Source organism: Arthrobacter sp. K5, assembly GCF_040448525.1.
In the GTDB taxonomy this organism is placed as follows: domain Bacteria; phylum Actinomycetota; class Actinomycetes; order Actinomycetales; family Micrococcaceae; genus Arthrobacter; species Arthrobacter globiformis.
On sequence record NZ_CP159279.1, the window covers coordinates 920,163 to 939,509 of the forward strand.

At 67.7% G+C, this 19,347-nt stretch carries 18 protein-coding genes; 5 read left to right on the forward strand and 13 right to left on the reverse strand.

Features of this window, described 5'->3' with window-relative positions; all coding sequences use genetic code 11:
• Positions 1–23: 23 nt before the first annotated feature.
• From ABRP34_RS04005 to ABRP34_RS04040, 8 genes are all read right to left on the reverse strand, one after another.
• On the reverse strand, positions 24–884 hold the full coding sequence (locus tag ABRP34_RS04005) for a shikimate dehydrogenase (protein WP_353712348.1): 861 nt from the start codon (positions 882–884) through the stop codon (positions 24–26).
• Complete coding sequence (gene mltG, locus ABRP34_RS04010; RefSeq protein WP_353712349.1) at positions 881–2,593, reverse strand: endolytic transglycosylase MltG; 1,713 nt, start codon at positions 2,591–2,593, stop codon at positions 881–883. The genes ABRP34_RS04005 and mltG overlap by 4 nt, the downstream gene beginning before the upstream one ends.
• Positions 2,590–3,189, reverse strand: coding sequence for a Holliday junction resolvase RuvX (gene ruvX, locus ABRP34_RS04015; protein WP_003800732.1), 600 nt, complete (start codon positions 3,187–3,189; stop codon positions 2,590–2,592). The genes mltG and ruvX overlap by 4 nt, the downstream gene beginning before the upstream one ends.
• 6 nt (positions 3,190–3,195) lie before the next feature.
• On the reverse strand, positions 3,196–5,874 hold the full coding sequence (alaS, locus tag ABRP34_RS04020; RefSeq protein WP_353712350.1) for an alanine--tRNA ligase: 2,679 nt from the start codon (positions 5,872–5,874) through the stop codon (positions 3,196–3,198).
• Positions 5,875–5,980: 106 nt separating this feature from the next.
• Positions 5,981–6,193 carry a hypothetical protein gene (locus ABRP34_RS04025; RefSeq protein ID WP_043418332.1) on the reverse strand — a complete coding sequence of 71 codons (213 nt, stop codon included), beginning with the start codon at positions 6,191–6,193 and terminating at the stop codon, positions 5,981–5,983.
• A gap of 37 nt (positions 6,194–6,230) precedes the next feature.
• A complete protein-coding gene (locus ABRP34_RS04030) occupies positions 6,231–6,605 on the reverse strand; it encodes a DUF948 domain-containing protein (protein ID WP_003800727.1) in 375 nt (124 codons plus the stop codon).
• Between the two features lie 145 nt (positions 6,606–6,750).
• Positions 6,751–7,377 carry a 30S ribosomal protein S4 gene (gene rpsD / locus ABRP34_RS04035; protein ID WP_003800725.1) on the reverse strand — a complete coding sequence of 209 codons (627 nt, stop codon included), beginning with the start codon at positions 7,375–7,377 and terminating at the stop codon, positions 6,751–6,753.
• A 171-nt stretch (positions 7,378–7,548) separates the two neighbouring features.
• Positions 7,549–9,066, reverse strand: coding sequence for a replication-associated recombination protein A (locus ABRP34_RS04040; RefSeq protein WP_353712351.1), 1,518 nt, complete (start codon positions 9,064–9,066; stop codon positions 7,549–7,551).
• A 61-nt stretch (positions 9,067–9,127) separates the two neighbouring features.
• On the opposite strand from ABRP34_RS04040, the gene ABRP34_RS04045 reads away from it, so the two are divergent.
• Positions 9,128–9,802: an acVLRF1 family peptidyl-tRNA hydrolase gene (locus tag ABRP34_RS04045; protein ID WP_353712352.1), complete on the forward strand. Its 675-nt coding sequence runs from the start codon at positions 9,128–9,130 to the stop codon at positions 9,800–9,802.
• A gap of 27 nt (positions 9,803–9,829) precedes the next feature.
• On the opposite strand, the gene ABRP34_RS04050 is transcribed toward ABRP34_RS04045, so the two are convergent.
• The 5 genes from ABRP34_RS04050 to ABRP34_RS04070 form a co-directional block, all read right to left on the reverse strand.
• Entirely contained in the window at positions 9,830–10,180 is a 351-nt protein-coding gene (locus ABRP34_RS04050; protein ID WP_353712353.1) for a 2Fe-2S iron-sulfur cluster-binding protein, read from the reverse strand.
• A 10-nt stretch (positions 10,181–10,190) separates the two neighbouring features.
• Entirely contained in the window at positions 10,191–11,525 is a 1,335-nt protein-coding gene (locus ABRP34_RS04055) for an FAD-dependent oxidoreductase (protein WP_353712354.1), read from the reverse strand.
• Positions 11,518–12,816, reverse strand: a complete 1,299-nt coding sequence (locus ABRP34_RS04060; protein ID WP_353712355.1) for a cytochrome P450 — start codon at positions 12,814–12,816, stop codon at positions 11,518–11,520. Before ABRP34_RS04060 ends, ABRP34_RS04055 begins: the two co-directional genes overlap by 8 nt.
• A gap of 112 nt (positions 12,817–12,928) precedes the next feature.
• The gene (locus ABRP34_RS04065; RefSeq protein WP_353712356.1) at positions 12,929–13,714 is read right to left on the reverse strand and encodes an IclR family transcriptional regulator; all 786 of its coding nucleotides are present in this window, start codon (positions 13,712–13,714) and stop codon (positions 12,929–12,931) included.
• Between the two features lie 20 nt (positions 13,715–13,734).
• Complete coding sequence (locus tag ABRP34_RS04070; protein WP_353712357.1) at positions 13,735–15,471, reverse strand: FAD-dependent oxidoreductase; 1,737 nt, start codon at positions 15,469–15,471, stop codon at positions 13,735–13,737.
• Positions 15,472–15,604: 133 nt separating this feature from the next.
• Here ABRP34_RS04070 and ABRP34_RS04075 point away from each other — a divergent pair, with 133 nt between their 5' ends.
• From ABRP34_RS04075 to ABRP34_RS04090, 4 genes are all read left to right on the forward strand, one after another.
• Positions 15,605–16,390 (forward strand): IclR family transcriptional regulator, encoded by a 786-nt coding sequence (locus ABRP34_RS04075; RefSeq protein WP_353712358.1) that lies wholly within the window; start codon positions 15,605–15,607, stop codon positions 16,388–16,390.
• Positions 16,391–16,496: 106 nt separating this feature from the next.
• Positions 16,497–17,258, forward strand: a complete 762-nt coding sequence (locus ABRP34_RS04080; RefSeq protein WP_353712359.1) for an SDR family oxidoreductase — start codon at positions 16,497–16,499, stop codon at positions 17,256–17,258.
• Positions 17,259–17,328: 70 nt separating this feature from the next.
• Positions 17,329–19,008, forward strand: coding sequence for an FAD-dependent oxidoreductase (locus ABRP34_RS04085; RefSeq protein ID WP_353712360.1), 1,680 nt, complete (start codon positions 17,329–17,331; stop codon positions 19,006–19,008).
• 1 nt (position 19,009) lies between these two features.
• On the forward strand, positions 19,010–19,339 hold the full coding sequence (locus ABRP34_RS04090; protein WP_043418329.1) for a Dabb family protein: 330 nt from the start codon (positions 19,010–19,012) through the stop codon (positions 19,337–19,339).
• Positions 19,340–19,347: the final 8 nt, after the last annotated feature.

The window sequence follows — 19,347 nt, forward strand, 5'->3', positions numbered from 1 at the left end:
AACCATCCTGCCATGTCTGGCGGTCAGGACACCCGCCGGGGTGCCCCGACTGCGTCGCACATCACATCTATGACTTCGGCACTTCCGGCCTCTGTGAGGCCGGTGAAATGGCGGACCTGCTCCACCGCCTGGTAGAGCAGCATTTCAAGGCCGGGGACCACTGTTCCGCCTCCGGCGTGCCAGGCCGCGGCGATTTGGCTGGGCCAGGGGTCGTAGGCGACGTCCAGCAGGACGCCGTCCGTGCGCCGGCCCAGCGCTTCGAGTTCCGCCGCCATCCCGTCGGCCGCCCGCGGCGGCAGTGTGGAGATTACGACGCCGGCACCGGCCATCGCTTCGACGGCACCGTCGAGGGAATGGACGGTGATGTCCATGCCGAGCCCGCTGGCCGCAGCCCTGGCTTCCTCGGCCCGGGCAGTGTTGCGCACGTACAGGTCCACCTTTACGGCGCCAAGCTCCTGCAGGGCTGCCACTGCCGCGGCTGCCGTTCCGCCGCCGCCAAGAATGACGCCCGAGGGGCCGTCACCGGCCCCGGCGTTGCGGAGGGCGTTGACGATCCCCGCGACGTCGGTGTTGTAGCCGATCCGCCGGATGGAGTCCCCGACTCCCTCAAACACCACCGTGTTGATGACGCCCAGGACCCGGGCCACTCCGCGGACCTCGTCAACCTCGGCGACCATGGCTTTCTTCAGCGGCATGGTGACGGACAGTCCCCGCCAGCCGGGCTCGGCGCGGACGGAGTCCATGAACGCCGGCAGTGACTCTTCGGTCACGTCGATTGCGCTGTAACCGATCTCCGCTCCGAGCCGCGCGTAGGCGGCAAGGTGAAGCGCCGGGGACTTCGAATGGCCGATGGGGTGCCCCAGGACGGCCGCCCGCAGGCTCATACGCAACGGCCCGGGTTGGCCTCGCACCAGGCGTTGTACTGTTCGACGTAGCCGTTGTGCTCGGCCAGCGTCTTGGAGAACTTCGTCTCCTTGGTGTCGAGGTTGATGGTCACCCAGTACAGGTAATCGTTGTTGTTCGGCTTGGCTGCCGCGTCGATGGCCGTCGTGCCCGGCGACCCGATGGGCCCGGCAGGCAGGCCCTGGATGGCGTACGTGTTGTACGGGTTGGACTTGTCCGCCTTTTCGGCCTCATCGATGTGGAAGGTCTTCTTGCCCAGGCCGTAGGTGACGGTGGCGTCCGACTGGATCAGGCCGTTCGTTTCGGTGTTGGTGGGCTTGAGGCGGTTGTAGATGGCGCCCGCCACGTCCTTGTACTCGGCCTGGCCGCCCTCCGCCTGCACGATGCTGGCGACGGTCACGACGTCGTACTGTTTGGCGGCGTCCGTCACGCCCTGCGCCTTGAGTTCATCCTGGGTGCTCTTCACCAGCTTGGTGAGGATTTCCTTGGCGGTGGTGCCCAGCGGGAAGCGGTACTCCCCCGGGGCCAGGAACCCTTCCAGGTTCTTTGCCTTGGAGGTCAGCCCGAACTGCTTGGGCGAGTTGCTGAGCGTCTTCAGCTGGGCCAGGGAAAGGCCCGAGCCCTCTGAGATCGCCTCCAGCGATTCATCGATCCGCAGGCCGGCGCTGAGGGCAAAGTACATGACCTTGGCCTGTCCCTCGTTGAGGAGTACGGAGACGGCGTCGGAGTTCTTCATCTCCTGCTTGAAGTCGTACTCCCCCGGCGAGAGCGTGCCGCCGGAGGCGGACAGCGCCGCCATGAAGGTGTCGGCGTTGGCCACGACCTTCGCGTCCTCCAGCTTGGCGGCGACTGACACCGGGCCTTCGCCCGGAACGACCGATACCTTGACCTGGCCGGTGCCGGGGCCGGGATAGTCGGCCGGCTTGTCGTTCCCCAGCAGCGGCTTAAGGAACTGCGCGCCTACAACGGTGGCTGTGACGAAGAGCGCGAGGGTCAGGAGCAGCGCCACGAGCCGGCGCCGGCGCCGGACTTTCTTGGAGGGCCGCGTCACGGTGGCTGCGTTCTCGGCGCCGGCCAGGAGCTGGTGCCCCACGGCCTGCTGCTCATAGGGCACATGCTCCTCGTAGGGCTCGTGGGCTACGGCGTCGTGGTGGACGTCATAATGGTGGCCATCCTCATTGTGGACGTGGTCATTATGCACAGCTTCGTGGTGAATGTCAGCGTGGGGCCCGGCGTGACTGTCCGCAAACTCGGCAAAATGCGGGGCGTCCTCAGACTGGTCCCCGTGGACCTCGGCGGCAGCGTGCCCATGCACGGCCGGGTCGGCATGCTCGGCGTGGTCCGCATGTTCGGCAGGGTCTGCATGTTCCGCAGGGTCGTGGATGGTTGGCGGAGCCGGCGGAACGTCGGGAACTTCGACGGCCGGACCAGGCTCTGCCACGGCAGCCGGAGGTGTGGCTATTGCCGCCGTCCGGAGGCTGTCGGAAGCCGAAGCCGATGACCCGGTCCGCTGTGCGGCGCCAACGCCCACGTGCAGCTCTTCGACGGACTCGTAGGCCTGCTCGGGGACGGCATCGCCGGATTCGGCGGTGACGGCCTTCTCGCGGGCGCGGATCTCTTTGCGTGTCAGGGGCCGTCCGGCGTCCGCGAAGGGGTCGCCGGCGGAGTCGTCGCTATTGACCGGGCTCACTGTAGCTGTCCATCCTCTGAAGATCGTGTTTCCTTTTCCGGGTCAGGCCGTTCAGCAGTATCTGCGGCGGCTTGACCGGGCAGCCCCGTACGGGGAAGCGCGCGCACACGGCTCCCCACATCCGTTCCCCTGGCTTTTTGCATATCGATGGCGTGCTGCAATATTCCTGCAGCCGCAACCTGATCCACCACTTTACGGTGATTTTTGCTGCTCATGCCAGCTTCGTGAAGGTTCCGGTGGGCCGTGACGGTGCTGAGCCGCTCGTCAACCAGGTGGACCGGGACGTCCGAACCTGTGCGGTCCAGCTCGTCAGCCAGCAGCTGGGCGTACTCCGTGGCCATGCGGGCTGAGGCGTGTTCCTCGCCCTTCATGGTCCGCGGCAGGCCCACGAAAATCTGCACGGCTCCCCGGTCTGCCGCGAGGGCGGCAATGACCCTGACATCCGAGTTCTTCTTGGCATTGCGGTCCAGCGTCTTCAGCGGTGTGGCCAGGATCTCGTCCCGGTCACAAATGGCGACGCCGACGCGGACGGTCCCCACGTCCACCCCCAGTTTAACGCCCCGGGGGTGGACGTGCGGCTCAGCGGATGAAGTCACGGTTGGTTAGCGCCTGGTGACGGCATCGACGACGGCGGTCAGTGCGGCGCCGACCTTGGAGGCGTCGGTGCCGCCGCCCTGGGCCACATCGTCCTTGCCGCCACCGCCGCCGCCGAGGATTCCAGCGGCGAGCCGGACCAGGGCACCTGCCTTGACGCCGGCTTCACGGGCGGCTTCGTTGGTGGCCACCAGGATGACCGGGCGGTCGTTGCTGACGCCGGCCACGGCAATCGTGGAGGCAGCGGATCCGAGCCGGTTGCGGAGGTCCAGCGCGAGACCGCGGATGTCATCGGCACCGCTGACCTGGCCGGCGTCGTGCGCGATGACCCGGACGCCGGCGGCGTCCACGGCGGTGCCGGCGAGCTGGGCGGCAGCGGCGGCGAGCTGTTCCTTCCGGAGCCGCTCGAGCTCCTTTTCCGTGGCCTTCAGCTTGGCGAGGGTCGCGGAGATGCGGTCGGCCAGCTGCCCGGAGGGCACCTTGAGCATTTCGGTGAGTTCGGTCACGAGGGCACGCTCTGCGGCCAGGTGCCGGAAGGCGTCCATGCCGACGAACGCCTCGACGCGGCGGTTTCCCGACCCGACGGACTGCTCGCCGAGCAGGGACAGGCTGCCGATCAGCGACGTGTTGGATACATGGGTGCCGCCGCACAGCTCACGGGACCACGCGCCGTCGATCTCCACGACCCGGACCTCGCTGCCGTAGTTCTCGCCGAACAGCGCCATGGCGCCCAGGGCCTTGGCCTCGGCGAGGCCCATGACCTTGGTGTCCACGTGGAAGTTGTTCCGGATGGCGAGGTTGGACACTTCCTCGATTTCGGACTTGGTGGCGGCGCTCAGTCCCTCACCCCAAGCGAAGTCGAAGCGCAGGTAGCCGGCCTTGTTGAACGAGCCGCGCTGGGTGGCCTGCGGGCCGAGGATCTGGTGCAGTGCCGCGTGCACGATGTGCGTTCCGGTGTGGGCCTGCTCAGCTGCGTGGCGCCGTTCGCGGTCCACAGCGGCACGGACGAGTGCGTCGGAGGCGATCTCGCCTTCGCGGACGATGGCCTTGTGGACGCTCAGGCCCTTGAGCGGACGCTGGACGTCGAGAACCTCGACGACGAAGCCATCGCCGGTGATGAGACCGGTGTCGGCTGCCTGGCCGCCGGCCTCGGCGTAGAAGGGGGTCTCGGCGAGCACGAGTTCGATTTCGTCGCCGGTGGCAGCCTGGGACACCTTGCTGCCGCCGCTGAGGATGCCGCGGACCCGGGATTCGCCTTCGAGGTCGGTGTAGCCGGTGAAGACGGTTTCGCCCTCTGCCAGCAGCTCCTGGAAGGCAGAGAGGTCGGCGTGGCCGCCCTTCTTGCCCTTGGCGTCGGCCTGGGCGCGCTGGCGCTGCTCGAGCATGAGCTTGCGGAACTCGGGCTCGTCGACCTTCAGGCCGGCTTCCTCGGCCATTTCGAGCGTCAGGTCGATGGGGAACCCGTAGGTGTCGTGCAGGGTGAAGGCGTCGGCGCCGGAAAGGGGGCGGCCTGCGGCTTTGGATTCGTTGACGGCGTCCTCGAGGCGGGCCGTGCCGGACGCGATGGTGCGCAGGAACGCCTTTTCTTCGGCGTAGGCGATCCGGCTGATGCGGTCGAAGTCGGTGTCCACGATGGGGTAGACGCCCTTCATGGCGTCGCGCGAGGCGGGCAGGAGGTCCGGAAGGCAGGCCTGTTCCACGCCGAGCAGGCGCATGGAGCGGACCGCGCGGCGGATGAGGCGGCGCAGCACGTAGCCGCGGCCTTCGTTGGAGGGGGTGACGCCGTCGGCGATGAGCATCAGGGCCGAGCGGATGTGGTCGGCGACGACGCGCATGCGGACGTCGTCGGTGTGGTGCGGATCGTCCTCGGTCTCGGCGGAAGTGTATTCCTTGCCCGAGAGCTTGGCGGCCATGTCGATGACGGGACGGACCTGGTCGGTCTCGTACATGTTCTCGACGTCCTGCAGAATCATGGCAAGACGTTCCATGCCCAGGCCGGTGTCGATGTTCTTCTGGGGCAGTTCGCCCATGATGTCGAACTCGACCTTCGAGCGGACATTGTCGATCTGGTACTGCATGAACACGAGGTTCCAGATCTCCACGTAGCGGTTCTCGTCGGCGATGGGGCCGCCCTCGGCGCCGTAGGCCGGGCCGCGGTCATAGTAAATCTCTGAGCAGGGGCCGGCCGGGCCGGGCTGGCCGGTGGACCAGTAGTTGTCCGACTTGCCCATGCGCTGGATGCGCTCAGCGGGTACTCCGGTGTTCTTGAGCCAGAGTTCCTCGGCTTCGTCGTCCTCTTCGTAGACGGTCACCCACAGCAGTTCCGGCGGCAGTCCGTACCCGCCGTCGGCGACGCCCGTGGTGAGCAGCTCCCACGCGAACTTGATGGCGTCTTCCTTGAAGTAGTCCCCGAAGGAGAAGTTGCCGCACATCTGGAAGAACGTGCCGTGGCGGGCGGTCTTGCCCACTTCCTCAATGTCGCCGGTGCGGATGCACTTCTGGACGCTGGTGGCCCGGGTGTAGGGCGGTTCCTCGCGAGCGGTCAGGTACGGGATGAACGGAACCATACCGGCAACCGTGAACAGCAGGGAGGGGTCGCTGGAGACCAGCGATGCGGAGGGAACCGCCGTGTGGCCTTTGCTGACGAAAAAATCGACCCAGCGCTTTGTGATCTCCTGCGACTTCATGAGCTGATTACTTACCCTTCTTGGTTCACGCATGCTGGCGCGTGACAGTTTGATTCAGAGGCAGTTCCGATGGTGGACGGCACTGCAGGTTTTAATTCTCGCGCGTTTAGCGGCGGACGACGTCCTGGGAGTCAACACCCAGTGCGGAGCGCAGGTCCGTTTCCCGTTCGCGCATGCCGGCGCGGACGGCGTCGGCGAAGTCGTAGACTCCGTCGGCAAGCCGGCCCACGGCCCGGTTCAGGCCTTCGGGGCCCAGGGCTGACTGCGCCTCGGTGACCTTGCGGAAGGCGATAACCCCGATGGCCACGCCGATTCCCATCCAGACAAGTCGTTTCATTTCAGTTCTCCGGGTGGGCTTAGCGGCTGCGGCGGCCGGTGGCGGGCTTCTTGCGGGTGGCGAAAGCGGAACGGACGCCGTAGCTGAACGCGGCCACCTTGATCAGCGGCGAACCGACAGTCGCGGCCACGAGGGAGGACAGCGCGGAGATGTTGGCGGAGGCGTCCGAAACGTTGGAGGCGATGCCGTCCACTTTCTTCAGCTGCTGGTTGGTGGTGGAGACCGTCGCGGTGACCTCGTCCATGAGCGGGGTGGCGCCGTCGCTGATGGAGCGGATGGATGTCCGGACCTCGTCGAACACCCGCCCCAGCTTGAGGATGGGCACAGCCAGCAACAGGACCAGGAGCGCAAATACCCCGGCCGCGATCAGGCCGGCAATATCGCCACCAGACATAGACGTTCATCTCCTTGAAATTCCGTGGAACTGTACCGGGCGTGCGGCGGCCAACGTGCTGCAGCCGCAAATGTCCCCCAAGTACCTTACATACAAAGAAGCCCGCGGCGCTTGCCACGGGCTTCTTTGTATACGCTGCCGGAATTTAGCGTGCGTAGAATTCGACGACGAGCTGCTCTTCGCAGGTCACGGGGACCTCGGCGCGCTTCGGGCGGCGAACCAGGCGTGCCTGCAGGGCGTCCAGCTTGACGTCCAGGTAGGCCGGAACCTGGGGCAGGACGTCGCGGTGTGCACCGGCTGCTGCAACCTGGAACGGAGGCATGGTTTCGCTGCGGCTGTGAACGTGGACCAGCTGGCCCTCGCCGACGCGGAAGGACGGGCGGTCAACGCGGATGCCGTCGACCAGGATGTGGCGGTGCACAACCAGCTGGCGGGCCTGTGCGATGGTGCGGGCGAAGCCGGCACGCAGCACGAGGGCGTCGAGGCGCATTTCGAGCAGTTCGATGAGGTTTTCACCGGTCAGGCCCTTGGTGCGGCGTGCTTCTTCGAAGGCACGGGTCATCTGGGCTTCGCGGATGCCGTACTGGGCGCGCAGACGCTGCTTTTCGCGCAGACGTACGGCGTAGTCGGAGTCCTGCTTCTTGCGGGCACGGCCATGCTCACCGGGGCCGTACGGGCGGCGCTCCATGTACTTGGCGGCCTTGGGGGTCAGAGCGATGCCGAGGGACCGCGAGAGGCGGGCCTGACGGCGAGCACGAGTGTTGTTAGCCACTTGTGTCCTTCCAATATCTGCGGTGTGTCAGTGTTACTGGCCTCCACGATGGAGAGCATCGGCCAACCGCTGCCTTTTGCTACTGGGCACAGGGCACAGCTCCATCGAACTAAAATTCGGTGGATTGTGCGTCCGTGCCTTGCCAGACAAGCATCCATCCTACCATGGCGGTCACTTCCCCCGGACGATCTTGCGCAGCCGCTCAAGCCGGACGGCGATGTCCCGCTCCGCACCGTTTGCAGTGGGCTCGTAGTAGTCGCGGCCCACGAGGTCGTCCGGCGGATACTGCTGGGCGGCCACCGAGTGCGGGGCATCATGGGCGTACTTGTAGCCCACGCCGTGGCCCAGCTGCTTTGACCCAGGATAGTGGGCGTCGCGCAGGTGCGCGGGAATCCCGTTGCCCAGGCCCGCCCGCACGTCCGCGATGGCCTTGTTGATGCCCATGTAAGCGGCGTTGGACTTTGGTGCCGTGGCCAGGTGGACCACCGCTTCGGCGAGCACGATGCGGCCCTCGGGCATTCCGATGAGCTGCACGGCCTGCGCCGCGGCCACGGCCGTCTGCAGCGCGGTCGGATCCGCCATGCCCACGTCCTCCGCGGCGGAGATTACGATGCGCCGGGCCACGAAGCGCGGGTCCTCCCCCGCCTCCAGCATCCGCGCCAGGTAGTGCAGGGCCGCGTCCACGTCGGACCCGCGGATGGACTTGATGAATGCGCTGGCCACGTCGTAGTGCTGGTCCCCGGCGCGGTCGTAGCGGACGGCTGCCGCGTCCAGGGCACGCTCGGTGTGCCGGAGCCCTACCGTGACCGGCTCGACGGCGACCGGCTGGCCTGCGCCGTTGGCACCAGTGCCGTCCGCTTCGGTATCACCGTCCCCCGCACCGGAATTTCCGACGTCGTCCGCGTCACCGAACGCAACGCCGGCGGCGGCTTCCAGCGCGGTCAGCGCCCGGCGGGCGTCACCGCCGGAAAGCCGGACGAGGTGTTCCAGGGCCTCGTCGCTGAGCCGGACATTGCCGTTCAACCCGCGGGGATCCTCAACGGCCCGCACCAGCAGGCCCTCGATGTCCGCGTCGGTGAGCGGCTTGAGCGTCAGCAGCAGGGAGCGGGACAGCAGCGGTGAGACCACCGAAAACGACGGATTCTCGGTGGTTGCCGCCACCAGGACAACCCAGCCCTTTTCGACGCCGGGCAGCAGCGCATCCTGCTGCGCCTTGTTGAAGCGGTGGATCTCGTCGAGGAACAGGACGGTGGTGGTCTTGTACAGGTCACGGGCGGTCAGGGCGTCGTCCATGACGCGGCGGACATCCTTGACCCCGGAGGTGATGGCTGAGAGCTCCACGAACTTGCGCCCGGGCCCGCGTGCGATCACGTGGGCCAGCGTGGTTTTCCCGGTGCCCGGCGGCCCCCAGAGGATCAGCGAGCTGGGGCCGGCAGGGCCGGCGGCGTCGGCACCTGCCGCCAGCTGCCGCAGCGGGGACCCCTGGCCCAGCAGGTGCTGCTGGCCCACCACCTCGTCGAGCGTCCGGGGGCGCATCCGGACGGCCAGCGGGCTGCGCGGCGTGGAACGGGACTGGCCGGAACGGGACTGTGTTGAACGGGACTCGGCCGAATCGCCGGCGTCGTCGGCGTCGCCGTTGCCGCCGTCGTCGTCGCTGTCCTGGGCCGCCGAACCAAAAAGATCATCCACATAGATAGGCTACTTCTAGATTCAGCAGGAAAAGTCCGGCCACGAAAGCAGGGAATCGGCAATGCCAGGCAGCCGTCCGACGCAGGGACGTCCGGTGTCCACCAGGACCGCGTTCGTCCCCGGCGCGCGGCTGGCCGGCTGGGTGGACCGGTTCGCCGCCAGCCACGGTGACCTTGAATATGAGGACCACGACGACGGCGTGCGGCTGGCTGCCGCGGACGGCGCCACCGCCCTGCTGGTGGGGCCGTGGCCCGACGACGGCCGGCCGGGGCGGGGATCCGGCCTTGTGGAACGGCTGGCTTCCCTCGCTTCCCAGCCGCGCACGGTCGGCCTTGTCCTGGTCCGCCGCGGAGGATACGGGGTGGCCGTCGCCAGCGAGGGGATCATCCTCGCCGCCAAGACCGGTTCCAAGTATGTGCAGTCCCGCACCGCCGCCGGCGGCCAGTCGCAGCAGCGGTTCGCCCGGCGCCGCGCCAACCAGTCGGACGCGATGGCCGAGGCGGTTGCGGAGCAGGCGCGGCTGGTTTTTGCCGGCCAGGCCTTCGAGTACATCCTCCCGGGCGGTGACCGCGGCCTGGCCGACGAAGTCCTGGCACTGCCTGCCCTGAAGCCTTGGGCACGCCTGCCGCGCCTTGCCTACCTCGATGTTCCCGATCCCCGGGCAGCTGTCCTGAAAAAGGCCGCGGCGGACGCCTGCGCGGTGCGGGTCACGGTGACTGACCCGCCCGGGAGCTAACTCCCTGACCCGGGCCGCGGACTGCCTTCACTCCTCGGGGGCCAGCGTCACGGTCACCCCGTTGAGGTCCCGGCTGAAGCCCACCTGGCAGGAGAGCCGTGAGCCGCATTCCCGGTAGCCCTCGGCCTCGACGAGCAGCTCGAGTTCGTCCTCGCTGCGTTCCTCCAGCGTGTCGAAGACCTCCTGCTCCAGGAACACATGGCAGGTGGCACAGGAGGCGGTGCCGCCGCACGATGCCAGTACGGGCAGGTCGTTGTCCCGGAGGGCCTCCATCATGCTCTGGCCCGGCTCCCATTCGAGGTCATGGGTGGCGCCTTCGCGGTCGACGACGGTCAGCTTGGTGCTGATGGCGGTGTTGCTGATGCTGGTGCTGCTCATGTTGGTTTCCTTACGATCGCGCTGCCGTGAGGTCAGCGTGGGAGTGGTTGGTTGCGCCGGAAATGGCTTCGGCGAGGGGGACGCGGGGGTCCGCGGCCAGCAGCGGATCGATCCGTGCTCCCTGGCCGATCAGCCGTTTGGCCGTGCGGAAGTCGGACAGGTTGGCGATGGTGTCGACGGCCGCGAGGCGGCCGTCGCGGAGGTAGACCACGGAGAATTTGCCGCCGGAGGGTTCGCCTCGGACTATCACCTGGTCTTCCGGATGGCGGACGCCTGCAGTCTGCAGCCGGATACCGTGCTGGACGGTCCAGAACCAGGGGATTTCCGGTTCAGCGGCCGTCTGGCCGGCAATGTGCGCGGCCACGCGGTCTGCCTGTGCCAGCGCGTTCTGGATGCATTCGAGCCGCTGGCTGGCACCGTCGATGGGGCTGGTGAACCGCGTGACGTCCCCGCTGGCGTAGATGGCGGGATCGGAAGTCCTGCCGTCCCCGTCCACGAGGATGCCGTCCCGGCAGTCGATGCCGGCGCGCGCGGCCAGCTCCTGGTTGGGTATGACGCCGATGCCGGCGAGCACGACGTCGGCAGGAAAGACCGTGCCGTCGGCGACGGTCACGCGTTCGGCCCGTTGTCCGCCGTCGATCGAGGTGACCGCGGCACCGAAGACAAACCGCACCCCGTTCCGCTCGTGGAGCTGCTCGAAGTGGCGCGAGACGGGGGCCGACGTTACCCGGCTCATCACGCGGTCCTGGAATTCGAGCACGGTGACCTCGCAGCCCTTCGCGGCTGCAGCCGCGGCCACTTCCAGCCCGATGTACCCGGCACCGATGATGGCCACTCGGGATCCCGGAACCAGCAGCCGCCTGAGTTCGAGGGCGTCGCCCCGGGTCCGCAGGGATCTGACTCCCGCAAGGCCGGCACCCGGCACGGTGAGGGGCCGCGCCCGCGAACCTGTGGCGATGACCAGCCGGTGATAGGCCTGCCGCGTCCCGTTGGACAGCAGCACTGTCCGGCCGTTCCTGTCGATGGATTCCGCGGTGACCCCGGCGAGCCGGCCGATGCCCTTGTCCGCATAGAACTTCTCCTTGCGGAGCACGGCTGACTCATCCGGGGCGCCGTCCTTCAGGAATTCCTTGGACAGCGGCGGCCGCTCATAGGGCAGTTCGTTCTCCGCGTCGATGAGCAGAATGTTGCCTTCCCAGCCGCGTGTGCGGAGGCCTGCGGCGACTGCGACGCCGGAGTGTCCGGAACCGACGATGACCACCGGGTCCTTAGTCACCACCGGGTCCTGAATGCCCACCGGGTCCTGGGTCGATGCCGCTGCTGCGGCGCCTGTCCCGCTACGCATTGGTCTGCCCTGCGTTGACCTGCTGCAGCATCACGTGGAGGTGCTCCGGGCCCGAATTCGTCAGGTTGTTGCCGCGCACGTATTCGATGGGTTTGTCCGGATCCAGCGTGAGCGACGCGAGCTTCTCCGCCAGGAGTTTCACTGTGACCAGGACCTCAAGCCTGGCCAGGGGTGCGCCGAGGCAGCTGTGGACCCCGTGCCCGAAGCCGAGGTGGCCGTCGGTGTTGCGGTCAATGTCGAAGCGCTCGCCGTCCGGATACTTGCTGCTGTCCCGGTTGGCTGCGGCGGGCAGCAGGCGGACGATGGCGCCGGCGGGAATCGTCACGCCGGCAACCTCCACCGCCTCCGTGGTGATCCGGCTGGCCCGCTGGACGGTGCCGCGGTAGCGGGCCAGTTCCTCAACGAAGAGGTTCGCGTCGTCCGGATTCAGCCGGATCCTCTCCAGCACGTCCGGCTGTTCGCTGAAGGTCCGGAACGCGTTGGCCAGCAGGATGGTGGTGGTGTCATGGCCGGCGACGAAGACAAAGGCGCAGAGTTCCTTGGCTTCCTTCTCGCTGAGCAGTCCTTCCTTCCACATCCTGGCGATATGTCCGCCGACAGAGTCGCTCTCCTCACCGTACAGGCGCTCCATGGTGTCTTTCAGGTAGGCGAAAAACTCGAGGGTGCTCTGCTCGTCGGTGCCGGTGCCCTGGGCGTTCCGGGCGAGCCGGCCGAAGTAGCTGAAGGTCTCGTCGGACCAGAATTTCATCTTCTCGAAGTCCTCGGCCGGAACGTCGAGCAAGGCGCTGATGGTGGACATGCTGAGCGGGATGGCGTAGTCGTCCACGGCGTCCCCGCCGCCGGCGGCGAGCATCGGTGCCAGGTACTTTTCGGCGTTCTCCCGCACCCGGTCCTCGAAGCGGGCGATGGCCTTGGGGATGAAGGCCTGCGCCACCACCTGGCGGAGCCGGGTGTGGTTGGGTGCGTCGAACAGCGTCAGGAAGGTCAGCGGGACCGGGTCCACAACCTGCGAGGAGAAGACTTTCGGTGCCCGCATGGCCCGGCGGACGTCGTCGTACCGGGAAATGAACCAGACATCCGAAACGGGTGAGTGCGCGCGGAGCACCGGCGCGTTCTGGCGCATCCACTGGTAGTGGCGGTAGGGATCACCCTGGGTCCCGTCGTCCACCACCTTGAACGGCGCCATGCCGTCCGGCCAGTCCAGTTCATGCGAGTAGGGCGGCAGTGCGGTGCTTTCGCCTGCGCTTCCGCCGGTGCTGACGTGCGTGGAGACCGGGGGTGTTGCTGTCATCGGGCAAGACATCATCGTCCTTCTTTCCGGTTGGCTGCGGCGTAATCCGGTGTGATCCGCCTCTCACTCCACCTTGCGGGATGCGCCGTGGCCGCCCCCACAGGTCTTCCGTTCATCGGTGGCGAAAGTCCGCCCGCCCTTCAGGCTGGGCGGATTTCAGCGCGCGTGAGATCCCGTGCGCAGCGGTCAGCAGGGCGGGGACGATCAGCGGAACCGCCGCTTCCTGCCGCGGCACGATGGCGTTGAGCGCCGCAGCTGCCGAGTTGCCGGGCCCGAAGACGGGCACGGCGATGCCCGTCCATTCGGTGACGCCGATGCCGGGCAGGGCCACGTAGCCGCGCTGCCTGATTTCGGCCAGGTGCTTGCGGATGAGGGCAGGACCGGTGATGGTTTCGGGGGTCACAGCCTTGAGGGGCTTGGCGAGCACCTCGGCCTGGACGGCGGGCGGCGAGAACGCCAGCAGCACCAGGCCGGACGAGGCAGCGTGGATCGGCATCCGCTGGGCAATGTGGGCGGCATCCAGGCTGGAGTGCGGCGAGGAGAGTCGCTCCACGTACAGCACGGTGCCGTGGTCCAGCACGGCGAGGGTGGTGTGCTGGTGGACGGCTGCCTGGACGTCCTCCATGAACGGCAGTGCCAGCTCACGAAGGTTCAGTGCACGGGAGCCCCGGGCAGCGAGCTCCCACATGCGCATCCCGGAGCACAGGTTTCCGTCCGGCAGCCGCTCAATCAGGCCGTGGAGGACCAGGTCGTCCACGAGCCGGTGCGCGGTGGTCAGCGGCAGGCCGGCGCGGCGGGCGAGGCCGGAGAGCGTCATGGCCGGAAGGTCCCGGTCGAAGGCGCTCATGAGCCGCACCACGCGGCTGATCACCGATTCCCCCGAGGGAGAGTTGGCCATGGCGGTCTCCGGCCCGGCGCCTAGCGGCCCGCCACGTTGGCCTGACGGGACGCGTTCCGCTCCCCGGCAAGCCTGGCGATGTCCCGTCCGGCACGGTAACCGAACACCAACGCCGGGCCAATGTGGGAGCCGTAGCCGGGGTAACCGCCGCCAAAGACGCTCACCGCAGCCGCGCCCACGGCCAGGAGCCCGGGGACCACCGATCCCTCAGCCGTGACCACTTCGGAGTGTTCGTTGACGCCGAGGCCGGCGAAGGTGCCCAGATCGCCCATCTGGATCTTCGCCGCGTAGTACGGGCCCTTGCCCACAGGCGCGAGGTTCGGGTTCGGCTTGTGCTCGAGGTCGCCCCGGAAGTGGTTGTACTGGGTGGAGCCGCGGCCGAAGGCGGGGTCCTCGCCGCGCTCCGCTGCCGGGTTGAAGTCAGCGACGGTGGCTTCCAGTCCGGCGGCATCGATGCCGAGCTTGCCGGCCAGCTCAGCAAGGGTGTTCGCCCTGACCAGGTAACCGGTCCGGTAGAAGTAACGGCGCGGCATGGGCCAGGGCTTGGCATAGCCGATGCCGTATTTATGCATCGTTTTCGCGTCGCCGATCACGTAGCCGAAGGTCCTGTCCTCGTCCTTGTTGTGCCCGATCATGGCACCGCCGAAGTCGTGGTAGCTGAGGGCCTCATTGCCGAAGCGCCTGCCGTGGCGGTCGACGGCGATCAGCCCGGGCAGGCCGATGGCCCGCAGGTGCGGAAAGAGACGCTGTTCGCCGCCGAGGTACCTGAACACGGTCACGGGCGCCCAGGAGCCGACGCTGAACACGGAATCGTCGATGTAGCCGCCGGCGCCCATCGCCAGCGTGGCGGCGTCCCCGCCGTGGCCCACGGTGGGAGTGAAGTGGTCGTCGCCGTCGGCGTCATGCGGGAAATAGCGCCGCCGCAGTTCCCTGTTCCCGGAGAATCCGCCGGCGGCCAAAATGACGCCGGCGCGCGCTGTGACGGTGACCGCGTGCTCTCCCCCGATGACCGCGCCGGTGACGGTTCCGTCGTCGTCCACGGTGAGCGACAGCGCCGGTGAGGCCTTCCACAGCCGGACGCCCAGGTCGTCCGCACTCTTGACCATGCGGGTCATCAGGGCGTTGCCGTTGGAGCGCAGGACCGGACGCTTGTAGCGGGCGGCGTCGGCCCAGGTGCGCAGCAGCTTTTTAGCGACGTAGACAAAGGACTTGACCGACTGGTTCACGTGGAAGAACTCGTTGATGTCCGGCCCCACCTGCGGCATGTAGCCAAAGACTGTGTAGGAACTCATGTACGGCTGCATCAGGAGCCGTTTGTCCCCCAGCACGCGTGCGTCCACGTCCTGCGGCAGGATGGCCCGGCCGGACAGCTTCGCCCCGGGCAGGTCCATCTGATAGTCCGGGGCCTTCTCCGGGTAGGTGAATTTCACGTCGGTTTCGTTTTCGAAGAAGGAGATCGCCTCGGGGACGGTGTCCAGGAAGTTCCGGACCCCTGCCTCGTTGAAGGTCTCCGGCGCGAGGTTCTTCAGATACGCCTCGGCGTCCTCGCGCGTATCCCCCTGGGCCACACCCTGTTTGTTGCCCGGGACCCAGGCCCAGCCCGCCGAAATGGCGGTGGTTCCGCCAAAGTACTGCTCCTTTTCGGCGACGATCACGCTCAATCCCTGCGAAGCGGCCTTCAGTGCTGCGGCCATCCCGGCAACGCCCGATCCGATGACGAGGACGTCACAGACCGCCGTCGTTGCAGTTTCTGTCATGGTTCCTGCTCCGTTCTGCCTGCCGGCCACTCCTTTGCGGCGGCAGGCGTTGACTGACAAACCCCCAGTAGATCCGGGAGCACGGCCGCCCGGGAGGAGGATTACCATTGAGCGGGAATCGACAGGAGGAACCGTGGCCAACTCCGCATCCGGCGAGTCGATCATCGGCCGCTTCGTGAAAATCGTGAGCGCCTTCGATGACCGGCACCCCGCCATGAGCGTTGCCGAGCTCGGACGCCGCACCGGCCTGCCGGTGACCACCACGTACCGGCTGGTCAACGACCTGCTGCTCGAGCGGCTGCTGGAACGCGAGCCCGGCGGGGACATCCACATCGGTACGCGGATGTGGGAACTGGCTTCCCGGGGCTCCAAGATGCTGGGTCTGCGCGAGGCCGCCCTGCCTTTCATGGAGGACGTCCAGGCCGTGGTGCAGCACTCCACCACGCTGGGCATCCTCGATTCGGACGAGGTGCTGTACATCGAGCGCCTCGGCTCGGACAGGACAATCGTGGATATCACCAAAATCGCCGGCAGGCTCCCCGTCCACGCCACGTCCTCGGGACTGGTGCTGCTGGCCCACTCCCCCGCCGCGTACCAGGACGCCTTCCTGGCCCGGCCACTGACAAAGTTCACCGAGACGACCCTGACCGAGCCGGCCGCGCTCCGGCGCCACCTGGCCGAGATCCGGCAGCGCGGCTTCGCTGCCATGCCCGGGGTGATCGTGCCGGAGTCCAGCGGCATCGCCGTGCCGGTTTTCGGTCCGGACAACACCATCCGTGCCGCCCTCAGCGTGGTGGTGCCGCGCAACGAGGAGAACGCGCCTGCCCGGGTGCCCGTCCTGATGGCGGCAGCACGCGGGATCTCCCGTGCCCTGGGCTGGCGGGGCGAGCTGAAGGGGACGCTCCGGCAAAGCCACTGAAAGCCCTCCTTGCCGTTCATCGGTAATCGTGTGGTTCCGCTCACAGGTCCCCTGCCACGCTGGCTGGAAAGCAGCGACGAGGCTGCAGGACCACGAGGAGCACCACATGAATCCCATCCAGAAACGCGTGGCCGGAAAGACCGCCGTTGTCACCGGGGGCCGCGGAGACCTGGGCAGCGCCACTGCCGCCCTCCTTGCCGAACACGGCGCGAAGGTTGCCAGCCTGGACGTTGCCGGCACCCCGGCCGCCGCGGCGCACGCAAACATCACTGAGTACGACGTCGACGTCACGAGCGAGGCCAGCGTCGCCGAAGCTGTCGGCCGGGTCCGCGACGAACTGGGCACCCCGGACATCCTGGTCAACGCCGCTGGCATCATCGGCCCGGCAGGAGCCTCCCACACCGCCTCGACGGCCGACTTCGACACGATTTTCAACGTCAACGTCAAGGGCGTTTGGCTGATGACCAAGCACGTGGTCCCCGGCATGATCGAACAGGGCGCCGGCAGCATCGTCAACTTCTCCTCCATCCACGGGCTCACCGGTGGCCGGAACGTTCCGCTGTACCACGCCACCAAGGGTGCAGTACGGCTGCTGAGCAAGTCGGACGCGGCGGCCTATGGCGGCTACGGCATCCGGGTCAACTCCATCCATCCCGGGTCCATGAACACCAGAATGAGCCGCCGCTCCGCCGAGCAGTCCGACATCGGACCCGAGGCCTACTACAAGCAACTGGTGGGCTCCAACCCGTTGCCCCGCCAGGGCGAACCGGACGAGATCGCGTACGGCGTGCTCTACCTGGCCTCGGACGAGTCGCGCTTCACCACCGGTTCCGAGCTCATCATCGACGGCGGCTACACGGCCGTCTAACGCCGCCCCCCACCCAGCATCACCCCGGCTTCAGCAGCACCCATCAGCTTCACTGCGAAAGGCAACACCCATGAAATTCGTCAACGGTACCTCCGCGGACACTTACGACGTCGTCGTCGTCGGTTCCGGTGCGGGCGCACTCACCGCGGCGGCCACCGCCGCCCGGGCCGGCAAGTCCGTCGTCGTCCTCGAAAAGAGTGACCTCCTGGGCGGGACCTCCGCCGTGTCCGGCGGCATGCTGTGGGTGGCGGATAACCACCACGCACGGAAGGCCGGGATCATCGACTCCAAGGCAGCGGCCGGGGAGTATGTACGGGCCGTCGCCCGCGGCAGGGGCCGGGACGAACTGCTGGACGCCGCGCTGGACTACGGCGACCAGATGCTCCGCTTCGTCGAGGCGGAGTGCGGCGTCCGCTTCATCTTCCTCGACAACTTCCCCGATTACCGGCAGGATCTCCCCGGTGCCGTGACGGGCGGCCGCACCGTGGAGCCCGAGCTGTTCAACAGCGCCGAGGCCCTGGGCGCCCTCCGGGCGCACGTGCGCAGTGACGGCCGGGCCCCCTTCACCATGCAGGAATACGAGGAGTGGGGCGCCTTCACCAAATTCCCGTGGGACGACCTGGCCGGCCGCCAGGACGACGGCCTCGTGGCCAAGGGACAGGCCCTCGTTTCCATGCTGCTCGCCAGCCTGGTGCGGGACGGCGCCGCGCTTGTCACCGGGGCGCGCGGGCACCGGCTGCTCACGGACGGCGGCCGGGTGACCGGCGTCGAACTGGAAACCGGTGAGGCGTTCCATGCCCGCGACGGCGTGGTGCTCGCCACCGGCGGCTTCGAATGGGACAAGGCCCTGGCCGATTCGATGCTCGCGTCCCGGCTCTACACGATGTGCTCGCCGCCCTCCAACACCGGCGACGGGCTGCGGATGTCGCAGCGCATCGGCGGCCAGACCCGCGGCACCCGGGAAGCCTGGTGGGCGCCGATGTCCGTCACCGGCGACACCCGCGACGGGCAGGCGGTCGGCACCCTGCTGCGGTTCGAACGCCAGGGCCCGGGGTCCATCATGGTCAACCGCCACGGCCGCCGCTTCGCCAACGAGTCGCAGAACTACAACGACCTCGCCCGCAGCCTGCAGTCCTGGGACTCCGCCGCCAACCGCACGCTGAACACCCCGGCGCACGTGATCGTGGACCACGGCTACCTGGAGCGCTACGGCATCCTGGCCCACCGCGCAGGCCAGCCGACGCCGGACTATCTGATCGAGGCGCCCACGCTGGCTGAACTCGCCGCGAAGATCAATGTTCCGGCGGAAAACCTGGAAGCCACAGTGGCCCGGTTCAACGAGTTCGCAGCCAGGGGGCAGGACCCCGACTTCGGCCGCGGCGAAAGCGCCTACGACAAGTACTGGGGCGACGCCGACTGCCCGTGGCCGAACCCCTCGCTGGGCCCGCTCGAGTCCGGCCCCTTCTACGCGCTGGAAGTGGTGAACGGCGCCTTCGGCACCAACGGCGGCGTTGCCACCGACGGGTCGGCCCGCGTGCTCGACGTCGACAGCCGCCCCATCCCGGGCCTGTTCGCCGCCGGGAACACCACCGAGAACGCCTACGCGGCAGGCTACCCCGGAGCCGGCGCCACCCTTGGGCCCATCATGACCATGGGCTACCTCGCCGGCCGGACCCTTGCCGGCCAGTGCCCCGAATATGTTTCTGCCGCGCCGTCACCGGTGGTCGAGCTTGTCGGTACCGGTGCCTGAGATGATCCGCCACACCGTGCTCTTCCAGTTCAAGCCCGGCTTCCCGCCGGCCGACCGGCAGGCCTGGATTGACGGGCTCAACAACATGGCCGGAAAGATCCCCGGCATGGTGAGCCTCAGCCACGGCCCGGACGTCCTGAACACCGAACGCTCCTTCGACTACGCGATCGTGGCCGACTTTGAAAGCGTCGAGGACATCGCCGTGTACAACACGCATCCACTCCACGAGCCGCTGAAGGCGTACTCGTTCCCCAACAGCCGGCAGATCCTCGCGGTGGACTTCCACCTCCCGGACACCACGCCGGCCCCCATTGAGACAACGCAGTCTTAAGGAGATTA